The sequence below is a fragment of the Arthrobacter sp. 05N425 genome, assembly GCF_056397125.1.
The window spans coordinates 194,801-210,059 of sequence record NZ_JBFTMU010000007.1 but is presented as its reverse complement, the minus strand read 5'-3'; the positions used below and the strand labels follow the sequence as shown (position 1 = coordinate 210,059).

Annotated in this window: 15 protein-coding genes; 4 read left to right on the top strand and 11 right to left on the bottom strand. The window is 68.5% G+C overall.

The features are described from left to right. Position 1: 1 nt before the first annotated feature. Positions 2–1,294, top strand: a complete 1,293-nt coding sequence (locus tag AC1DGE_RS11890) for a DNA recombination protein RmuC (protein ID WP_476892171.1) — start codon at positions 2–4, stop codon at positions 1,292–1,294. A gap of 48 nt (positions 1,295–1,342) precedes the next feature. Here the strand turns inward: AC1DGE_RS11890 and AC1DGE_RS11885 are convergent, their stop codons facing one another. Continuing rightward, positions 1,343–2,434 (bottom strand): 4-hydroxy-3-methylbut-2-enyl diphosphate reductase, encoded by a 1,092-nt coding sequence (locus AC1DGE_RS11885; RefSeq protein ID WP_441417131.1) that lies wholly within the window; start codon positions 2,432–2,434, stop codon positions 1,343–1,345. A gap of 22 nt (positions 2,435–2,456) precedes the next feature. Further along, the gene (locus AC1DGE_RS11880; protein WP_476892170.1) at positions 2,457–3,320 is read right to left on the bottom strand and encodes a hypothetical protein; all 864 of its coding nucleotides are present in this window, start codon (positions 3,318–3,320) and stop codon (positions 2,457–2,459) included. 220 nt (positions 3,321–3,540) lie between these two features. On the opposite strand from AC1DGE_RS11880, the gene xseA reads away from it, so the two are divergent. Further along, positions 3,541–4,827 carry an exodeoxyribonuclease VII large subunit gene (xseA, locus tag AC1DGE_RS11875; protein ID WP_476917508.1) on the top strand — a complete coding sequence of 429 codons (1,287 nt, stop codon included), beginning with the start codon at positions 3,541–3,543 and terminating at the stop codon, positions 4,825–4,827. 99 nt (positions 4,828–4,926) lie between these two features. Beyond that, positions 4,927–5,169 (top strand): exodeoxyribonuclease VII small subunit, encoded by a 243-nt coding sequence (locus AC1DGE_RS11870; protein WP_175321268.1) that lies wholly within the window; start codon positions 4,927–4,929, stop codon positions 5,167–5,169. 15 nt (positions 5,170–5,184) lie between these two features. Here AC1DGE_RS11870 and AC1DGE_RS11865 read toward each other — a convergent pair whose 3' ends face one another. From AC1DGE_RS11865 to AC1DGE_RS11830, 8 genes are all read right to left on the bottom strand, one after another. Beyond that, positions 5,185–6,039, bottom strand: coding sequence for a polyphosphate kinase 2 family protein (locus tag AC1DGE_RS11865; protein ID WP_441417128.1), 855 nt, complete (start codon positions 6,037–6,039; stop codon positions 5,185–5,187). 69 nt (positions 6,040–6,108) lie between these two features. Further along, positions 6,109–7,329 carry a pyridoxal phosphate-dependent aminotransferase gene (locus AC1DGE_RS11860; RefSeq protein WP_175321266.1) on the bottom strand — a complete coding sequence of 407 codons (1,221 nt, stop codon included), beginning with the start codon at positions 7,327–7,329 and terminating at the stop codon, positions 6,109–6,111. Positions 7,330–7,517: 188 nt separating this feature from the next. Then, positions 7,518–8,480, bottom strand: a complete 963-nt coding sequence (locus tag AC1DGE_RS11855) for an ABC transporter substrate-binding protein (protein WP_441417127.1) — start codon at positions 8,478–8,480, stop codon at positions 7,518–7,520. Continuing rightward, positions 8,477–9,223, bottom strand: a complete 747-nt coding sequence (locus AC1DGE_RS11850) for an ABC transporter permease (protein ID WP_441417126.1) — start codon at positions 9,221–9,223, stop codon at positions 8,477–8,479. The genes AC1DGE_RS11855 and AC1DGE_RS11850 overlap by 4 nt, the downstream gene beginning before the upstream one ends. Then, a complete protein-coding gene (locus AC1DGE_RS11845) occupies positions 9,220–9,930 on the bottom strand; it encodes an ABC transporter permease (protein WP_441417125.1) in 711 nt (236 codons plus the stop codon). Before AC1DGE_RS11845 ends, AC1DGE_RS11850 begins: the two co-directional genes overlap by 4 nt. Further along, positions 9,930–11,027, bottom strand: a complete 1,098-nt coding sequence (locus AC1DGE_RS11840; RefSeq protein WP_476892168.1) for an ABC transporter ATP-binding protein — start codon at positions 11,025–11,027, stop codon at positions 9,930–9,932. The genes AC1DGE_RS11845 and AC1DGE_RS11840 overlap by 1 nt, the downstream gene beginning before the upstream one ends. A 261-nt stretch (positions 11,028–11,288) precedes the next feature. After that, on the bottom strand, positions 11,289–12,443 hold the full coding sequence (rsgA, locus tag AC1DGE_RS11835) for a ribosome small subunit-dependent GTPase A (protein ID WP_476917507.1): 1,155 nt from the start codon (positions 12,441–12,443) through the stop codon (positions 11,289–11,291). 257 nt (positions 12,444–12,700) lie between these two features. Continuing rightward, on the bottom strand, positions 12,701–13,153 hold the full coding sequence (locus AC1DGE_RS11830) for an NUDIX hydrolase (RefSeq protein ID WP_476917506.1): 453 nt from the start codon (positions 13,151–13,153) through the stop codon (positions 12,701–12,703). 65 nt (positions 13,154–13,218) lie between these two features. On the opposite strand from AC1DGE_RS11830, the gene AC1DGE_RS11825 reads away from it, so the two are divergent. Then, positions 13,219–14,256, top strand: a complete 1,038-nt coding sequence (locus AC1DGE_RS11825) for a pirin family protein (RefSeq protein WP_476917505.1) — start codon at positions 13,219–13,221, stop codon at positions 14,254–14,256. Positions 14,257–14,289: 33 nt separating this feature from the next. On the opposite strand, the gene AC1DGE_RS11820 is transcribed toward AC1DGE_RS11825, so the two are convergent. Next, the gene (locus tag AC1DGE_RS11820; RefSeq protein ID WP_476917511.1) at positions 14,290–15,219 is read right to left on the bottom strand and encodes an N-acetylglucosamine kinase; all 930 of its coding nucleotides are present in this window, start codon (positions 15,217–15,219) and stop codon (positions 14,290–14,292) included. Positions 15,220–15,259 lie beyond the last annotated feature (40 nt).

Sequence of the window (15,259 nt, the reverse complement as noted above, 5' to 3'; positions counted from 1 at the left end):
CATGGACGCTTTCGCACTTATTCTCGCCCTGCTGATGTTGCTGATCGGAGCCGTCGCCGGCGCCGCCTTCACCTTCGTGGTGTTGCGGCGTCGCAGCGCCGGCCTTGAACAGGACTTCGACGGCGTCTCCGCGCGCCTTTCCGAGGTCAGCGCCCAGTTCGCCGCCGCCGACGCCGAACGCCGCCTGCTGGCGGCCCAGAACCGGGAGCTGGGCGACGCCAGAACGCAGGACGGCAGCGTGCTGCGTGCACTGGCCCCCGTAGCCGAAAAGCTCACCGCGGTTCAGCAGCAGGTCTCGCTGCTGGAGCGGGACCGGCTGGAACAGTACGGCCAGCTCGCCCAGCAGCTGCAGGAGGCGAGGCTGTCTGACGAGCAGCTGCTGCGCTCAACGCATGCGCTCGAATCCGCCCTGCGCTCCAACAGCGCGCGCGGCCAGTGGGGCGAAGTGCAGCTGCGCCGCGTGGTCGAGGCGGCCGGGATGCTCCGCCACGTGGACTTCCACGAGCAGCTTCACAGCTCCAGTTCCGGATCAGAGAACACCGTTCGGCCCGACCTCGTGGTGCAGCTCCCGGGCGACAAGCAGCTCGTGGTGGACGCCAAGGTGCCGCTGACGGCCTACCTTGAGGCGCAGGAACTCGGCGCCACCGCCGGAAGCCGGGCCGCCGGGGCGGGAACGCTGAACGGTCAGCAGGCCCTGCTGGCCACCCACGCGAAGGCCCTGAAGACCCACGTGGACGCCCTGAGCAACAAGAAGTACTGGGACATCCCCGGCAATGCCCCGGAGCTGGTGGTCTGCTTCCTGCCCGCGGAGTCGATCCTGGCCGCGGCACTCACTGCGGATCCGGCCCTGCTGGACTACGCGCTGTCCAAGAACGTCGTCCTCGCCTCGCCCGGGACGCTGCTGGCGGTCCTTAAATCGGTGGCGTTCACCTGGCGGCAGGACGTTCTGACGGACAGCGCGCGGGAGCTTTTCGAACTGGCGCAGCAGCTCTATGAGCGGATGGGAACCCTGGGCGACAACGTCTCCAAGCTTGGCTCATCGCTGAAGACCTCGGTGGACCGCTACAACTCCCTGGTCGGCACACTGGAGGCCAGGGTGCTGCCCACCGCACGGAAGCTCAACGCCCTGGACGGCGCGGGCCTGGCGACTCCGGTCACCGTCGAGGTGACACCGCGCTCGGTGGCGGCACCGGAACTCCAGCAGGAAATTGGCGTACGGGACGTCGTCGGCGCCCGGGCCGACGACGTCGAGCGGCGCAACGACGCCGGCACCTCGCAAGAGTCAGCCGCGTAGGACTACTCTCCGGGCCAGGACTGTTCCGGGCGAGGACTGTGCCCCGGGCTAGGACTCTTTGGCGGCGCGGGTGCCGCGGCCGCCAAGGGCGCGGGTGACGTCCCCGGCCTGCTTCAGCGTGGCCCGGAGTTCCTTTGGCAGCGAGAACAGCAGGTCCTCCTCCGCTGTGACGACTTCCTCGACGGAACCGTAGCCGTAGTCGGCCAGGAGCCGCAGTACGTCCTTCACCAGGACCTCGGGCACGGACGCCCCCGAGGTCACGCCTACCGTGGCCACGCCCTCGAACCAGGACTCGTCCACCTCGTTGGCGAAATCCACCCGGTAGGAGGCCTTCGCCCCGTATTCAAGTGCCACTTCCACGAGGCGCACGGAGTTCGAGGAGTTGGCCGAGCCAACCACAATCACGAGGTCGGCCTGGGGCGAGATCTTCTTGATGGCCACCTGGCGGTTGGTGGTGGCGTAGCAGATGTCGTCGCTGGGCGGATCCTGCAGCGTGGGGAACCGCTCTTTCAGGAGCCGCACGGTCTCCATGGTTTCGTCCACGCTCAGGGTGGTCTGCGAGAGCCAGATAACCTTTTCCGGGTCGCGGACCGTCACCTTGTCCACCTCGTGCGGGCCGTTGATGATCTGGATGTGCTCGGGGGCCTCGCCGGCGGTGCCTTCGACTTCCTCGTGGCCGTCATGGCCGATCAGCAGGATGTCGAAATCGTCCTTTGCGAAGCGGACAGCCTCTTTGTGCACCTTGGTCACCAGCGGGCAGGTGGCATCGATGGTGCGCAGGCCCCGGTCCTCCGCAGACTGCACAACAGCCGGCGAGACACCGTGCGCCGAGAAGATCACCAGGGCGCCTTCAGGAACCTCGTCGGTTTCGTCAACGAAGATGGCACCCTTTTCCTCGAGGGAGCTGACAACGTGGACGTTGTGCACGATCTGCTTGCGGACGTAGACGGGAGGACCGTAGTGCTCAAGCGCTTTTTCCACCGCAATCACGGCACGGTCGACGCCGGCGCAGTAGCCGCGCGGGGCCGCCAACAGTACCTTCTTCGGTCCGGTCACGGGTGCCGCCGCCAGCACTTCCTCCGGCGAACGCCGCCGGCGCGGAACGGAGGGCATCGGAATGGATACAGCGGTGGAGGTCATGCCCCAATGCTACCGGTGTTCGCTACGGCAGGTTATTTGACGCCGGCCGGCGGCCGCCGACAACACGGAGCACGATGCCGGTGGCCAGCAGCACGCCGCCCGCCAGCAGCGCCGCCACAATCCACTGCCCGAAGCTGGCCATGGCCGCCGCCACGAATTCACGTTTGAAGATCCCCGCCACGTCGTTGCCGCTCCCGACGCCCTGGACCATCGTTCCTGCCGCGTCCGAGCCAAATTTCCAGACACCGGCAAGGACCAAGGCCCCCAGACCGGTCCCGGCAAGGACCGTCCACTTCCGCCGCGCCGCGACGAACGCCAGGAGGAACGCAATGGCCGAGCCCACAGCCACGGCGGTGCCCATCGGCGCATAGGCCGAGACCCGTTCGATGAGCTGGCGCTGGTCGGACTGGCCGATGCTGATGCGCACCTGCTCCGGCGCCTTAATCGGAACGGGAGAGGCCTCCGAGACGCGCTTGACCACCAACCCGACCAGCGGGGCGACGTCCAGTGTCAGGGAGGTGGTGCCGGCCACTTCCGGCGGAAGCGTGCGGGGATCGGCGAAGCTTAGCCGGTGACTCCTGCGCAGGGTCTCTGCCCAGGCCTCCGAGTATCCGGGCATGGAGGTCAGTGACTGCGCGGCGTCCGCCAGGATCGGTTTGACCACGGCCTCGAGGGGGGCGGGCAGCTGCTGGCCGCCGAAGGCCATCCCATTCACGGCGGCCGTGGCCAGCCTCTTCTGGAACGCGGGGTCCTTGCCGAGCGGTGCGGTGAGGCCGACGAAACCCTCCTCCTGGACAATGTTCCGGTCCACCCACATGGCCGGGACGGCAACAGCCGCCATGGCGAGGCCGATCAGCACTGCAATGGCCGAGACAAAAGTGCGCACGAAAGTCTCCTAGGAGGTTGGGAGTAGAGCCATCCTACGGTGGCGTCGCCGCGAACCCGAATGCAGGGCACCGTAAAGCGGGGCACCGTAAAGCAGCAGCCCAAAACGTCCGGCCCTACTGGTAGAGCTATGGATAGAGTTGAAGCAGCTCCCCTCTTTACCAAAGGACCATGCATGCACCAGCACCTGCACCAGGCACTTTTCGCCGGCGGCCACCGGCATGTCTGAAGACACCGCCGCGGCCACCACCCTGCCGGCGACTGCGGCAGACACCAGCCCGGACAACCCGTGGCCGCTGCAGCTGCTCTCACAAAAACTGAAGATGCACATCGACCGGGCGCCCTCGGCCTGGGTCGAGGGCCAAGTCATCGAACTCAACCGGCGCGGCACCAACGCCTACCTCACGCTGCGGGACATCGACGCGGAGATCTCCCTCCCTGCCTCGGTCTGGACCAACGTCCTGGACCGCCAGCCCACGCCGCTGGAGCGCGGTTCCCGGGTGGTGGCGCTGCTCAAAGCCGAGTTTTGGCTGAAGACGGGCCGGCTGAACATGTCGGTCAAGGACATCCGGCCGGTAGGACTCGGCGATCTGCTGGCCAGGATCGAACGTCTTCGCCAGGCCCTCGCGGGGGAGGGGCTGTTCGCCGACTCCCGCAAAAAGCGGCTGCCCCTGCTCCCCCACCGGATCGGCCTGATCACCGGCCGCGACTCGGATGCTAAAAAAGACGTGCTCCGCAACGCGGCGCTGCGCTGGCCCGCCGTCGAATTCGAAATCCGCGAGGTGGCCGTCCAGGGCAACACCGCGGTGGCCCAGGTCATCGGCGCGCTGCAGGAGCTGGACGCCCACCCGGAGGTCGACGTCATCGTCATCGCCCGYGGCGGCGGCGCCCTGGAGGACCTGCTCCCCTTCAGCAGCGAGGAACTCATCCGGGCCGTGGCCGCCGCGGCCACGCCGATCGTCAGTGCGATCGGCCATGAGGCGGACCGTCCCATCCTTGATGACGTCGCCGACCTGCGCGCCTCGACGCCCACCGATGCGGCGAAACGGATTGTGCCCGACGTCGTGGAGGAACTGGCGCGGGTCCGGCAGGCCCGGGAGCAACTGCGCCGCGGCGTCACCCGCCTGGTCGAGCGGGAGACGGACCGGCTGGCCTCGCTTCGCTCCCGACCGGCGCTGGCAGCCCCGGAGGGCATGGTCACCGCCCGGCACGACGACGTCGAACGGCTCAAGGGCCGCTCCCATGCGGCCATCAACACCGCCGTCGTGCGGGCCGCCGACCAGCTGGTCCACCTTAAGGCCCAGGTGCGCGCCCTCTCGCCGCAGAAAACGCTGGACCGCGGCTACGCCGTCGTCCAGCTCGACGATGGCAGCACCGCCCCGGGAACCCGCCACGAAGTGGTGCGACACCCGGACCAAGCACCCGCCGGCACTCCCCTGGCCGTGCGGGTGGCCGGCGGCAGGTTTAAGGCCCAGTCCACCGGCGGCCAGGAGCCCGCCGAGGACTGACCGGCCCATTTCCAAGAACCCAGGCAATCCAGACTTCCCGGACCCCGCGACGGGACCCCGACACGCGGCAGGCACCGGACCCACGCAAGGAGCATCAGCATGGCAGCAGAAAACGCAGCAACCCCGACCCCGAACACCGACATCGACGGCCTCAGCTACGAGGAGGCCCGCGAACAACTCGTGGGCGTGGTGGGCAGGCTGGAGGCCGGCGGCGCCAGTCTTGAGGAATCCCTCGCACTGTGGGAGCGCGGGGAGGCCCTCGCGAAGCGGTGCGAGCAGTGGCTCGAGGGCGCCCGCAAGCGTCTCGCCGCGGCCCGGGACCAGGCCGGCCAGGAAAGCTGACCTACGGCCGGCCGGCTAGGAGCGCCGCACCAGCTCGCGCTCCATGTCGACGTCGATCTCCGGGACCGGCCACTCGAGCGCCAGTCCTTCCAGCGCGTCCAGCAGCAGCTGCTGTACAGCGATCCGGGCATACCACTTCTTGTTGGCAGGGACCACGTGCCAGGGCGCAAGCTCGGAGCTGGTCCGCTCAAAGGCGGCCTGGTAGGCGTCCATGTAGTCGTCCCAGAAGGCCCGTTCCTTGAGGTCGTTGCCGCTGTACTTCCACATTTTCGAGGGGTCTTCCAGCCGTGCGAGCAGCCGTTCCTGCTGCTCGTCGCGGCTGATGTGCAACATGACCTTGACGATCTTCGTCCCGGCGGCCGTCTGCCGGGCCTCGAACTCGTTGATGGCCCGGTAGCGGCGCTCCAGTTCCTCTGCGTCCGCCCAGCGGTGCACCCGGTGGATCAGGACGTCCTCATAGTGGGAACGGTCGAACACGCCCACCATGCCGGCCGCTGGTACTTCCTTCTCGATCCGCCAGAGGAAGTCGTAGGACTGTTCCTCCGGGGTGGGCGCCTTGAACGACTTGAGCTGCACACCCTGCGGATTCATCTGGCCCATGACGTGGTTGACGATGCCGCCCTTGCCGGCGGTGTCCATGGCCTGCAGGACCAGCAGGACGCGCTTCTTTCCGCCGGTCCTGGACTCCGCAAAGAGCTGCTCCTGCAGCTGCGTGAGCTTGCCGTCGAGCTCGCTAAGCAGGGTCTCTCCGGCGGCTTTGTCCCCGGCGTAGCCCGGTGTGGAACCCGGGTCAAGGTCGCGGAGGCTGAACTTCTTGCCTGCCCTCAGGGTCTCGGAGGGATGTTTGTCGAAGTCCACGACATCTGCCATCAAAGCCTCTTTCCGGTTCGGGCAGCCCGCCGGCCGGACGTTCGGCGAGCGGCGCTGCTGTCCCGAATCCTAGTTGCCCTGGTACCGGCTCAGGAAGTCCGCCATGCGGTTGATCGCTTCCTCGAGGTCCTTGACGTTCGGCAGGGTCACCATTCGGAAGTGGTCCGGCCGGACCCAATTGAAGGCGCGGCCGTGGGAGACGAGGATCTTCTGCTGGCGCAGCAGGTCCAGGACGAACTTCTCGTCGTCGCGGATGTGGTAGACCTCGGGGTCCAGGCGCGGGAACAGGTACATCGCCCCGCGGGCCTGCTGCGTGCTGACGCCCGGGATGGCGTTGAGCATGTCGTAGGCCTTGTTCCGCTGCTCCAGCAGACGGCCGCCGGGCAGGATCAGGTCGTTGATGCTCTGGTATCCGCCGAGTGCCGTCTGGATCGCATGCTGCGCCGGCACGTTAGCGCACAGCCGCATGTTGGCGAGCAGGTTGATGCCTTCAAGGTAGTCCGCAGCGTCCTTCTTCGGACCCGAGATGGCCATCCAGCCGGCCCGGTAGCCGCAGACGCGGTAGGCCTTGGACAGCCCGCTGAAGGTCAGGCAGAGCACGTCGTCGCCGGTGAGGCTGGCCATGTTCACGTGGACGGCGTCCTCGTAGAGGATCTTCTCGTAGATCTCGTCGGCGAACAGCACGAGGCCGTGCTTTTCGGCCAGGGCCACGATCTTCTTGAGCGTTTCCTCCGGGTAGACAGCGCCGGTGGGGTTGTTGGGGTTGATCACCACGATGCCCTTGGTGCGCGGCGTGATCTTCGCTTCGAGGTCGTCCAGGTCCGGCTGCCAGCCGGATTCCTCGTCGCAGAGGTAATGCACAGGCTTCCCGCTGGCCAGGGCCACCGACGCCGTCCAGAGCGGATAGTCCGGGGTGGGAATGAGGACCTCGTCGCCGTCGTCCAGCAGGGCCATCAGCGACATGGTGATGAGCTCGCTGACTCCGTTGCCCAGGTAGATGTCGTCGACGTGGATGTTCTGGATGCCGCGGGTCTGGTAGTACTGCGAGACGGCGGTGCGGGCGGAGAAAATGCCTCGGGAATCGCTGTAGCCCTGGGCGTGCGGCAGGTGGCGGATCATGTCCACCAGGATCGCGTCCGGCGCTTCAAACCCGAACGGGGCCGGGTTTCCGATGTTCAGTTTGAGGATGCGGTGACCCTCTGCCTCCATCTGCTGGGCGGCCTGAAGAATCGGTCCACGGATGTCGTAGAGGACATTATGAAGCTTGGTGGACTGCTTGAATTCTGCCATTCATCAAATATGCCATATGGCGGATGTACTTCCCCTGAGACTTGTCTCACAGCGGAAGTCCGCGTCACACGGGCTCCCCGGGGCCGCCTGGCACCGAGCGGCGCAACGACGGCGGCGTAGCGACGGCGGCCGCCGGGTCCGGGGGTTCCGGATCCGGCGGCCGCCGTCGAACGCTCAAAAGCTCCGGTCTACTTGACCAGGCCCTTGTCCTTGAGCCACGCTGCCGCGGCGTCCTTCGGGTTCTGCTTCTCGCTGCCGCCGACCGCCCGGTTGAGGTTGATCAGGTCCTCAGTGGTGAGCAGCTTGGAGACGGCGTTGAGCGCCTCCTTCGCCTTGTCGGTCATCTTGGCCTTGTTGTACAGCGGCAGGACCTGCTGGGCGATGAAGTTGTTCTTCGGGTCCTCCAGCACCACCAGGTCGTTGTCCGCGATGGCCGGGGTGGTGGTGTAGATGTCGGCCACCTGGACCTGGTCCGAAAGCAGGGCCTTGACCGTGACGGGGCCGCCGCCGTCGCTGAAGGGTTCCAGCTTCTTGGGCTCGCAGTTGTAGTTCTTCTTCAGGCCGGGCAGCCCGTAGGCGCGCTCGGCGAACGTTGCGGGGGCGCCGACCACGATCTCGTTGCAGACCTTGGCCAGGTCCTCGATGGACTTCAGCTTGTACTTCTCGGCGGTGGCCTTGGTGACCACCATGGCATCCTTGTCCTCGGCCTTGGCGGCGTCCAGCACGGCCAGGCCGTCGGGAAGCTTGCCCGGCAGTGCCTTGGCAATGTCGTCGGCGGAGATCTCGGTGGCGTCCTTGTTGACGTGCAGCAGCAGGTTTCCGCTGTAGTCCGGGATCACGTCCACGGAGCCGTCCTGCACGGCCTTGAAGTAGACCTCGCGGGAACCGATGTTCGGCTTGGTGGTGGCGGTGACGCCGGCGGCGTTGAGTGCCCCGGCGTAGAGCTCCGCGATGATCTGGCTCTCGGTGAAGTCGGCCGAACCGATCACGAGGGCGCCGCCGGCTCCCCCGGAGGAACCGCCGCTCGCGGGTGCCGAGGACAGCGGGTTGGACGAGCCTCCGCAGGCGGACAGGGCCAGGGCCAGGCCGACGCCGGCGGCGAGGCCGCCGAATGCGCGCCTGCCGAGGGCTCGTTGGCGGTTTTCTTTCATGACGTACCTCCTTGGACAACAGTCTCCGCCGGTGCGGGGTCTGTGAGATCAACCGCGGCCTGCTGGCTCCGGTTTGGCTTGTTGGCGGCCCCACGGGACAGGAAGAGCCGCTGGAATAGGACGAGGACAAGGTCGACGGCGATGGCGAGTCCCGCGATGAGCAGCGAGCCGCCGAGCATCTGCGGGAAGTCGGAGAGCACCAGGCCGTCGAAGAGGTAGCGGCCCAGGCCGCCCAGGTTGATGTACGCGACCACCGAGACCGTGGCGATCACCTGGAGGACACCGGTGCGGAACCCGCCGAACATCACCGGAAGCGCGTTGGGGAACTCGGCCCGGAAGAGCACCTGGAGTTCGGTCATGCCCATGGCCCGGGCGGCGTCCACGACGTTCCGGTCCACGCTGGAGATTCCCGCGTAGGTCCCGGCCAGCAACGGCGGCACGGTCAGGATCACCAGCGCCCAGACCGGAGGCATCAGCCCGATCCCGGCCAGCAGGACGAAGAGCGTCAGCAGGCCCAGGGTCGGCAGGGCGCGCAGGGCCCCGGCGAGGGCCACCACGGCCACCCGGCCGCGGCCGGTGTGGCCGACGTAGAGGCCGATCGGGACGGCGATGGCGGTCGCAATCAGCATCACGAGGCCGGTGTACTGCAGGTGCTCGGCCAGGCGAACCGGAATGCCGGTGCTGCCGGACCAGTTGTCCGGGTCGGCGAGCCACGCGGCGGTGTCGGTGATGACGTTGCTCATGCGGACGCCCCAGCCGTGGAATCGGACAGCCGCCGGGCCGCGGCCGGCTCCCCGGGCTTCCCGGTTTTCCCGGCGCCTGCCCGGGTCCACGGGGTCAGGAGGCGTTCGAGCAGGACCAAAACGGAGTCCATCAGCAATGCCAGCACCAGGATCGCAATGATGCCCACCATCACCTCGGTGACGAAGTCGCGCTGCAGCCCGGAGGTGAAGAGCATGCCCAGGTTGCCGATGCCCAGCAGGGCGGCGACGCTGACCAGGGAGATGTTGCTGACCGAGACCACGCGGAGCCCGGCGAACAGCACCGGCAGGGACAGCGGCAGGTCGATCTGCAGGAACCGTGCCAGGGGTTTGAAGCCCATGGCGACGGCGGCCTGCTGCAGGTCCTCGTCCACGGAGTCAAACGCGTCCAGGGCGGCCCGGACCAGGAGCGCGACGGCGTAGATGGTCAGGGCCACCACGACGTTGACCGGGTCAAGGATCCTGGTCCCCAGCACGGTCGGCAGGATGATGAAGAGAGCCAGCGACGGGATGGTGTAAAGCAGCGAGGACGCGGTCAGGACCACGGTGCGCAGGGTCCGGTTCTGCCTGGCAAGCTGGGCCAGCGGGATCGAAATCAGCAGGCCGAAGAGCATCGGCAGGATCGCCAGGACGAGGTGCTGGCCGGCGAGGCTGAAGACCTGCCCGCTGTTGGCCAGGAACCATTGCATCAGCGCACGCCCTGCCGGACCCGGCGGTCCGCTTCGATCACGGCGAGCACTTCTTCCGCCGTGATCACACCGGCCACCCGGCCGTCGGCGTCGACAGCGACGCCGAGTCCGGACGGCGAGGACAGGGCCGCGTCCAGCGCGCGGCGCAGGGTCTCGCCCTTGTGGAAGAGGGAACCGCCCGGGACGGTCGCCGCTCCGGCGCCCGGCGCGCTCCAGCCCAGCGGCCGGTTGTCGGCGTCGACCACGAGCTGCCACTCGCCCGCTCCGGGGCCGCCGTCACTGCCGAGGGCGTCGGCGCGGACGGTGTCGACCGGGTGGATCGTGACGCCGTCGGAGGGGCTGAAGGCGAGGTGCCGGAAGCCTCGGTCGCGGCCCACGAAGGACGCGACGAAGTCGTTCGCCGGGGCCCGCAGGATCTCTTCCGGCGTCGCGTACTGCGCCAGCTTGCCGCCGCCGGCGAAGACGGCCACCTTGTCCCCGAGCACCGTGGCCTCGTCGATGTCGTGGGTGACGAACACGATGGTTTTGGCCAGGTCGCGCTGCAGGCGGAGCAGTTCCTTTTGCAGTTCATCGCGCACCACGGGATCCACCGCGCTGAAAGGTTCGTCCATGAGCAGCACGGGCGGATCTGCGGCGAGGGCACGGGCCACTCCCACGCGCTGTTGCTGGCCGCCCGAAAGCTGTGAGGGGTAGCGGCGGCCGAGGCCGGAGGCGAGGCCGACGACGTCGAGCAGCTCCGCCGCGCGCTTGCGGGATGCCGCCTTGGACACGCCGTTGAGCCGCGGGACGGTGGCGATGTTGTCCAGCACGGACCGGTGCGGCATCAGCCCGGAGGACTGCATGACGTAGCCCATGGAACGGCGCAGCTGCGCGGCGGGCACGGAGGTGACGTCCTGCCCGTTGACGGTGATGGTGCCCGAGGTCGGCTCGACCATGCGGTTGATCATCCGCAGCGAGGTGGTCTTGCCGCAGCCCGAGGGGCCGACGAAGACCGTGATGGCGCCCTTGTCGATAGACATGCTCAGATCGTCGACGGCGGCCTGGCCGCCCTGGTACTGCTTGGTGACGCTCTGGAACTCGATCATGGCCTCTGCCATTCCGGGCTTACCTAACTGTTGGCGGCAACATGGGACGGTCCAGCCAACTGATCATATGCATGCTGATTTTTGGCTGTAAAGCGGGTATGACCCAGCGTAGCTGCCACCGCCGGCGATGTCGGAGCACAGAATCAAAGAAACGGGCCCGATAACGTCGGCGGCGCCGGGGCTACCGTTGGCATTCGGCGCCGGGCGGGATTTGGATGGGCGCGGGTTCAGGCCCGGTCCCGGACCCCGCGCTGGTCCGGGACCGGCACTGTGTCACGTCGCCCGGCCGCTGCCCTTACCGTGGCCTTTTCCGTTGTCTTTTCCCCTGCGGGGATGGTCGTGGCTGAGCCGCTCGGCCGCCCGCTGGCTCCGGCTGGCCACCACCACCTTCTGATGCCACTCCCGCTGGTACGCCCGTCGGGCGGCGGCGTCGTGGCGCCGGGCCAGGGCCGCCACTTCGCGCTGCATCTTGAGGTAGCTTGCCCAGCGGCGCTCGTCCAGGGCGCCCTCCGCGAGCGCGGCCTGCACGGCGCAGCCGGGTTCGCGGCCGTGCGCGCAGTCGGTGAACCGGCACCGGGTGAAGACCTCCTCGAGATCGCCGAACATCTCGTCCATGCCGTCCCCGGCATCGAACAGGCCAAAGCCGCGCACCCCGGGCGTGTCCATCAACACCGAGCCGCCGGGCAGTGGCACCAGCTCCCGGGACGTCGTGGTGTGCCGGCCCTTGCCGTCACCGGCCCGGACCGCACCCGTTTCCTGCGCCTCGAACCCGACGAGGGCATTGATCAGGGTGGACTTCCCGGCGCCCGAGGGGCCCAGCAGCACGATGGTCCCGCCGGTCGGCAGATGAGCCAGCAAGTCATCGAGGCCATCGCCCTGCTCGGCGGAGGTGGTGACCACGTCGACGCCGGCGGCCTGCAGCATGACCTGCCCGACGACGTCGTCCGCCACCTCAGCGAGGTCTGCCTTGGTGATCACCACCAGCGGGGTGGCGCCGGAATCCCAGGCCGCGACGAGTGTCCGTTCGAGCCTGTTGTGCGTGAGCGGACGGTCCACCGGCACCACGACGCCGACGATGTCCATGTTGGCGCCGAGCACCTGCGCTTCGGAGGATGCCTCGAAGGCGCGCTTGCGGCTCAGCTCTGAGCGGCGCGGCAGCACGCCCACGATGGCTGGTTCGCCCACCGGGTTGCTGCCGAGCCAGACCCAGTCGCCGGTGGCCGGGATGGGCCCGGTCCGCGGGTAGGGCAGCTGTGCCTGGCCGGCATGGTCCGCGACCAGCACGAGGTTGCGGTCCACCCGGACCACCCGCCCGGCTCTGGTGCCGCCGGGGACGGGATTGGCGGCGAAAAGTTCCGTGACGGCCTCGGTGAAACCGAAACGGGCCGGCCCCTGGAGGCCGGAGTGGTGACTGAACTGAAGATTCAATGGAAACCCTTTGATGGGCCCGGCTGCGCATTGCCCGCCGGTCTGGAGAGACCGGTCAGCTGTAAGGGCTAGGAGGTGTGGACTGCCGGGGCAGGAATAATGATGGGGCTTTGGGGTGTGCGCTGCGCGCGCAGTTCCGTTGCTTTCATTGCTTCCACCTCCCCGGCTATCTGGCCCACAGCTGGGCTCATCGGGCGGCCTTCCCGGCCGCGGTTTCTCTAGGGTAACCGCCCGCGCCACGGCTGGCTAGGGATTTCTCAGGCGAGCTTTCCGTCCAGCGGTCGCTCGCGGTACAGCCGGAGCGCGGCATCGACCAGTGAGACCCGGTTCAGGCCCGCCACCTCGGCCATCGGGATCCAGGCCGCGTGCGTGGTGCTGCCGCCTACCTCATGCCGCAGTTCCCCGCCGGTGATGCTCGCTTCATAGACCAGCCGCAGGGACTGGAAGTCGCGGTGGCCGCCGTCGAGCCGGCTCTCGGCGGGCCAATGCCCGACGTCGATCCCCAGCATGGCGCCGATCTCAGCGTGGTAGCCGGTCTCCTCGTAGATCTCCCGGCGGCACCCGTCCACGGGGTGCTCGGCGAGATCCAGACCGCCACCCGGCAGGGTCCAGCCCTCCTTGCCGCCCTGCTTCCAGTACGCGAGCAGGAGGCAGTCATCCCGGAGGATCAGTCCGTAGGCAGCCGGGCGGGTATCGAATGGCAGGGTCATTGCTCCAGCGTAACGGCGCAGCGCGGGCCCTGCCGGATCTCCGGGTTCGGCCCTAAAGTTTGAGTGTGACCAACCTCGAAGTCCTTCCGCCCGAAGAAGTCTGCCCCGCCGCCCACAGCGTGGAGGGGACCGCCAGCGGCCCGTGCCTGCAGTTGTGGCCGGCCAGGGAGGTTCCGCTGGGCGGCGTCCGCGCCATGAACGTCTCGCGGACCCTGCCGCAGCGCGGGCTGCCGACGGTAGGCGCGTGGTGCTTCCTGGACAGCTTCGGACCGGACCGGGTGGCCATGTCCGTGCTGCCGCACCCGCACACGGGGTTGCAGACTGTCACCTGGCCGCTGGCCGGCAACATCCGGCACCGGGACAGCGTGGGCAGCGACGTGATCGTCCGCCCGGGCGAACTGAACATCATGACGGCGGGCCGCGGCGTTTCTCACTCCGAATTCGCGGTGCTCCCCGTAAACGGGATTCCGGGCGGGCCGACACCGGAACTGCCCGTGCAGCGCGGGCTGCAGTTGTGGGTCGCGCTGCCGGACTCCGAACGGCACCGCGCACCGGCCTTCGAGCAGCACCGCGAGCTGCCCGTGGTCCGCGGCGACGGCTTCAGTGCAACCGTCATGGTGGGGACCCTGGCGGGCACCACCTCGCCGGCCACGATGTACTCCCCGATCGTTGGCGCCGACATCAGCTGCACCGGAAGCATCAGCCTGCCGCTGCGGCCGGAGTTCGAGCACGCCGTGCTGGTGCTCGACGGCGCCTTGGACCTGGACGGCCAGGAGGTGCGGCCGGGCCCGCTGGGCTACCTCGGCTCCGGGCGCAGCCGCCTGGACCTGGACGCCGCTCCGGGCACTCGTTTCCTGTTGCTGGGCGGCGAGCCGTTCGAGGAGGAGCTGCTGATGTGGTGGAACTTCGTCGGCCGCAGCCACGAAGAGGTGGAGCAGTCACGGCTGGACTGGGAAGCCCAGGCCGGGCTCTCCGACGACGACGCGTCGCGGGCACGGTTCGGGCTGGTGCGCGGACATGGTCCCGACGCCGGATCCGAAGCCGGCCGCATCCCGGCGCCGCCGTTGCCGGGGGTGCCGCTGCGGCCGCGACGCCGGCAGTGACTCCGTCCTAGGTTCCCGCCGCTGCGGCTGCCGCTAGCCCTGCTCGGCGACGAGCTGGAGCACCCCGAACACGGGTTCCTGCTGCAGCACCCGGACGTCGGTGATCCCGGCCGCGGCCAGGGCAGCGCGGAACGATTCCTGCAGCCGCGGCACGTTCATGCCGAGCCCGCTGCCCAGGATGACCGGGCCCTCGATGCCGAGCTGCCTCACGGTCTGCTCGGCCATGGCGGCGAGGTCGCGGCCGGCCTGGTCTATCAGCTCCCGGCTCGGCTCATGGCCGGCGTCCGCCGCCTCCACGACGAGCCGGGCGCGCTGGGCCCAGAAGCGGCGTCCAGTCTCGGGTGAGTGGAACAACGCAATGAGTTTGTTCGGGTGGCCCACCTCGCAGGAATCCAGCAGGGCCCTGGTAAGTTCATCCGGTTCCAGCCCTTGGTTCATCCGGCGCAGGCTGTGCCGCACGGCCTCGCGGCCCAGCCAGTAGCCGCTGCCTTCGTCGCCGAGCAGGTAGCCCCAGCCGCCGGCCCGGGCTTCCTGTCCACGGCTGTTCTTGCCCCACGCGGCCGAGCCGGTACCGGCGATCACGGCGACGCCGGTGCTGGCCCCGCCGGCTGCCAGCAGGAGCCGGGAGTCGTGCACGACGGTGATCTTGGCGCCGGGCACGTGCGGGGCGATCAGCGCGGCGAGCGCCGCGGCGTCGTCGTCGGTGTCGATCCCGCCGGCTCCGGCGTAGACCTGGGCGACGTCACCGCCGCCAATCCGGGCGAAGAGCTCCGCGAGGTTCCGGGCGGCTTCCTCGGGAGTGACGTTCTGGACGTTCGCGCTGCCCACGGACTCGTCGGCCACGGGCGTGCCGGCCTCGAACCGGACCCCGCGGGTCTTGGTGCCGCCGATGTCGAGTCCGATCACGGCGCCGGATGTAGTGGCATGCACGGCGGCGGAAACGGCGTCCGGCGGGGTGGGGATGTCAGAATGAGTCACCGGAACAGCCTACTGAATCACCGAC

Bases quoted from the DNA above. Each gene is read 5' to 3' on its own strand.
- AC1DGE_RS11890 (WP_476892171.1), top strand. From the start codon at position 2: ATGGACGCTTTCGCACTTATTCTCGCCCTGCTGATGTTGCTGATCGGA.
- AC1DGE_RS11885 (WP_441417131.1), bottom strand. From the start codon at position 2,434: ATGACCTCCACCGCTGTATCCATTCCGATGCCCTCCGTTCCGCGCCGG.
- AC1DGE_RS11870 (WP_175321268.1), top strand. From the start codon at position 4,927: ATGGCAGCAGAAAACGCAGCAACCCCGACCCCGAACACCGACATCGAC.
- AC1DGE_RS11865 (WP_441417128.1), bottom strand. From the start codon at position 6,039: ATGGCAGATGTCGTGGACTTCGACAAACATCCCTCCGAGACCCTGAGG.
- AC1DGE_RS11860 (WP_175321266.1), bottom strand. From the start codon at position 7,329: ATGGCAGAATTCAAGCAGTCCACCAAGCTTCATAATGTCCTCTACGAC.
- AC1DGE_RS11855 (WP_441417127.1), bottom strand. From the start codon at position 8,480: ATGAAAGAAAACCGCCAACGAGCCCTCGGCAGGCGCGCATTCGGCGGC.
- AC1DGE_RS11850 (WP_441417126.1), bottom strand. From the start codon at position 9,223: ATGAGCAACGTCATCACCGACACCGCCGCGTGGCTCGCCGACCCGGAC.
- AC1DGE_RS11845 (WP_441417125.1), bottom strand. From the start codon at position 9,930: ATGCAATGGTTCCTGGCCAACAGCGGGCAGGTCTTCAGCCTCGCCGGC.
- AC1DGE_RS11840 (WP_476892168.1), bottom strand. From the start codon at position 11,027: ATGGCAGAGGCCATGATCGAGTTCCAGAGCGTCACCAAGCAGTACCAG.
- AC1DGE_RS11830 (WP_476917506.1), bottom strand. From the start codon at position 13,153: ATGACCCTGCCATTCGATACCCGCCCGGCTGCCTACGGACTGATCCTC.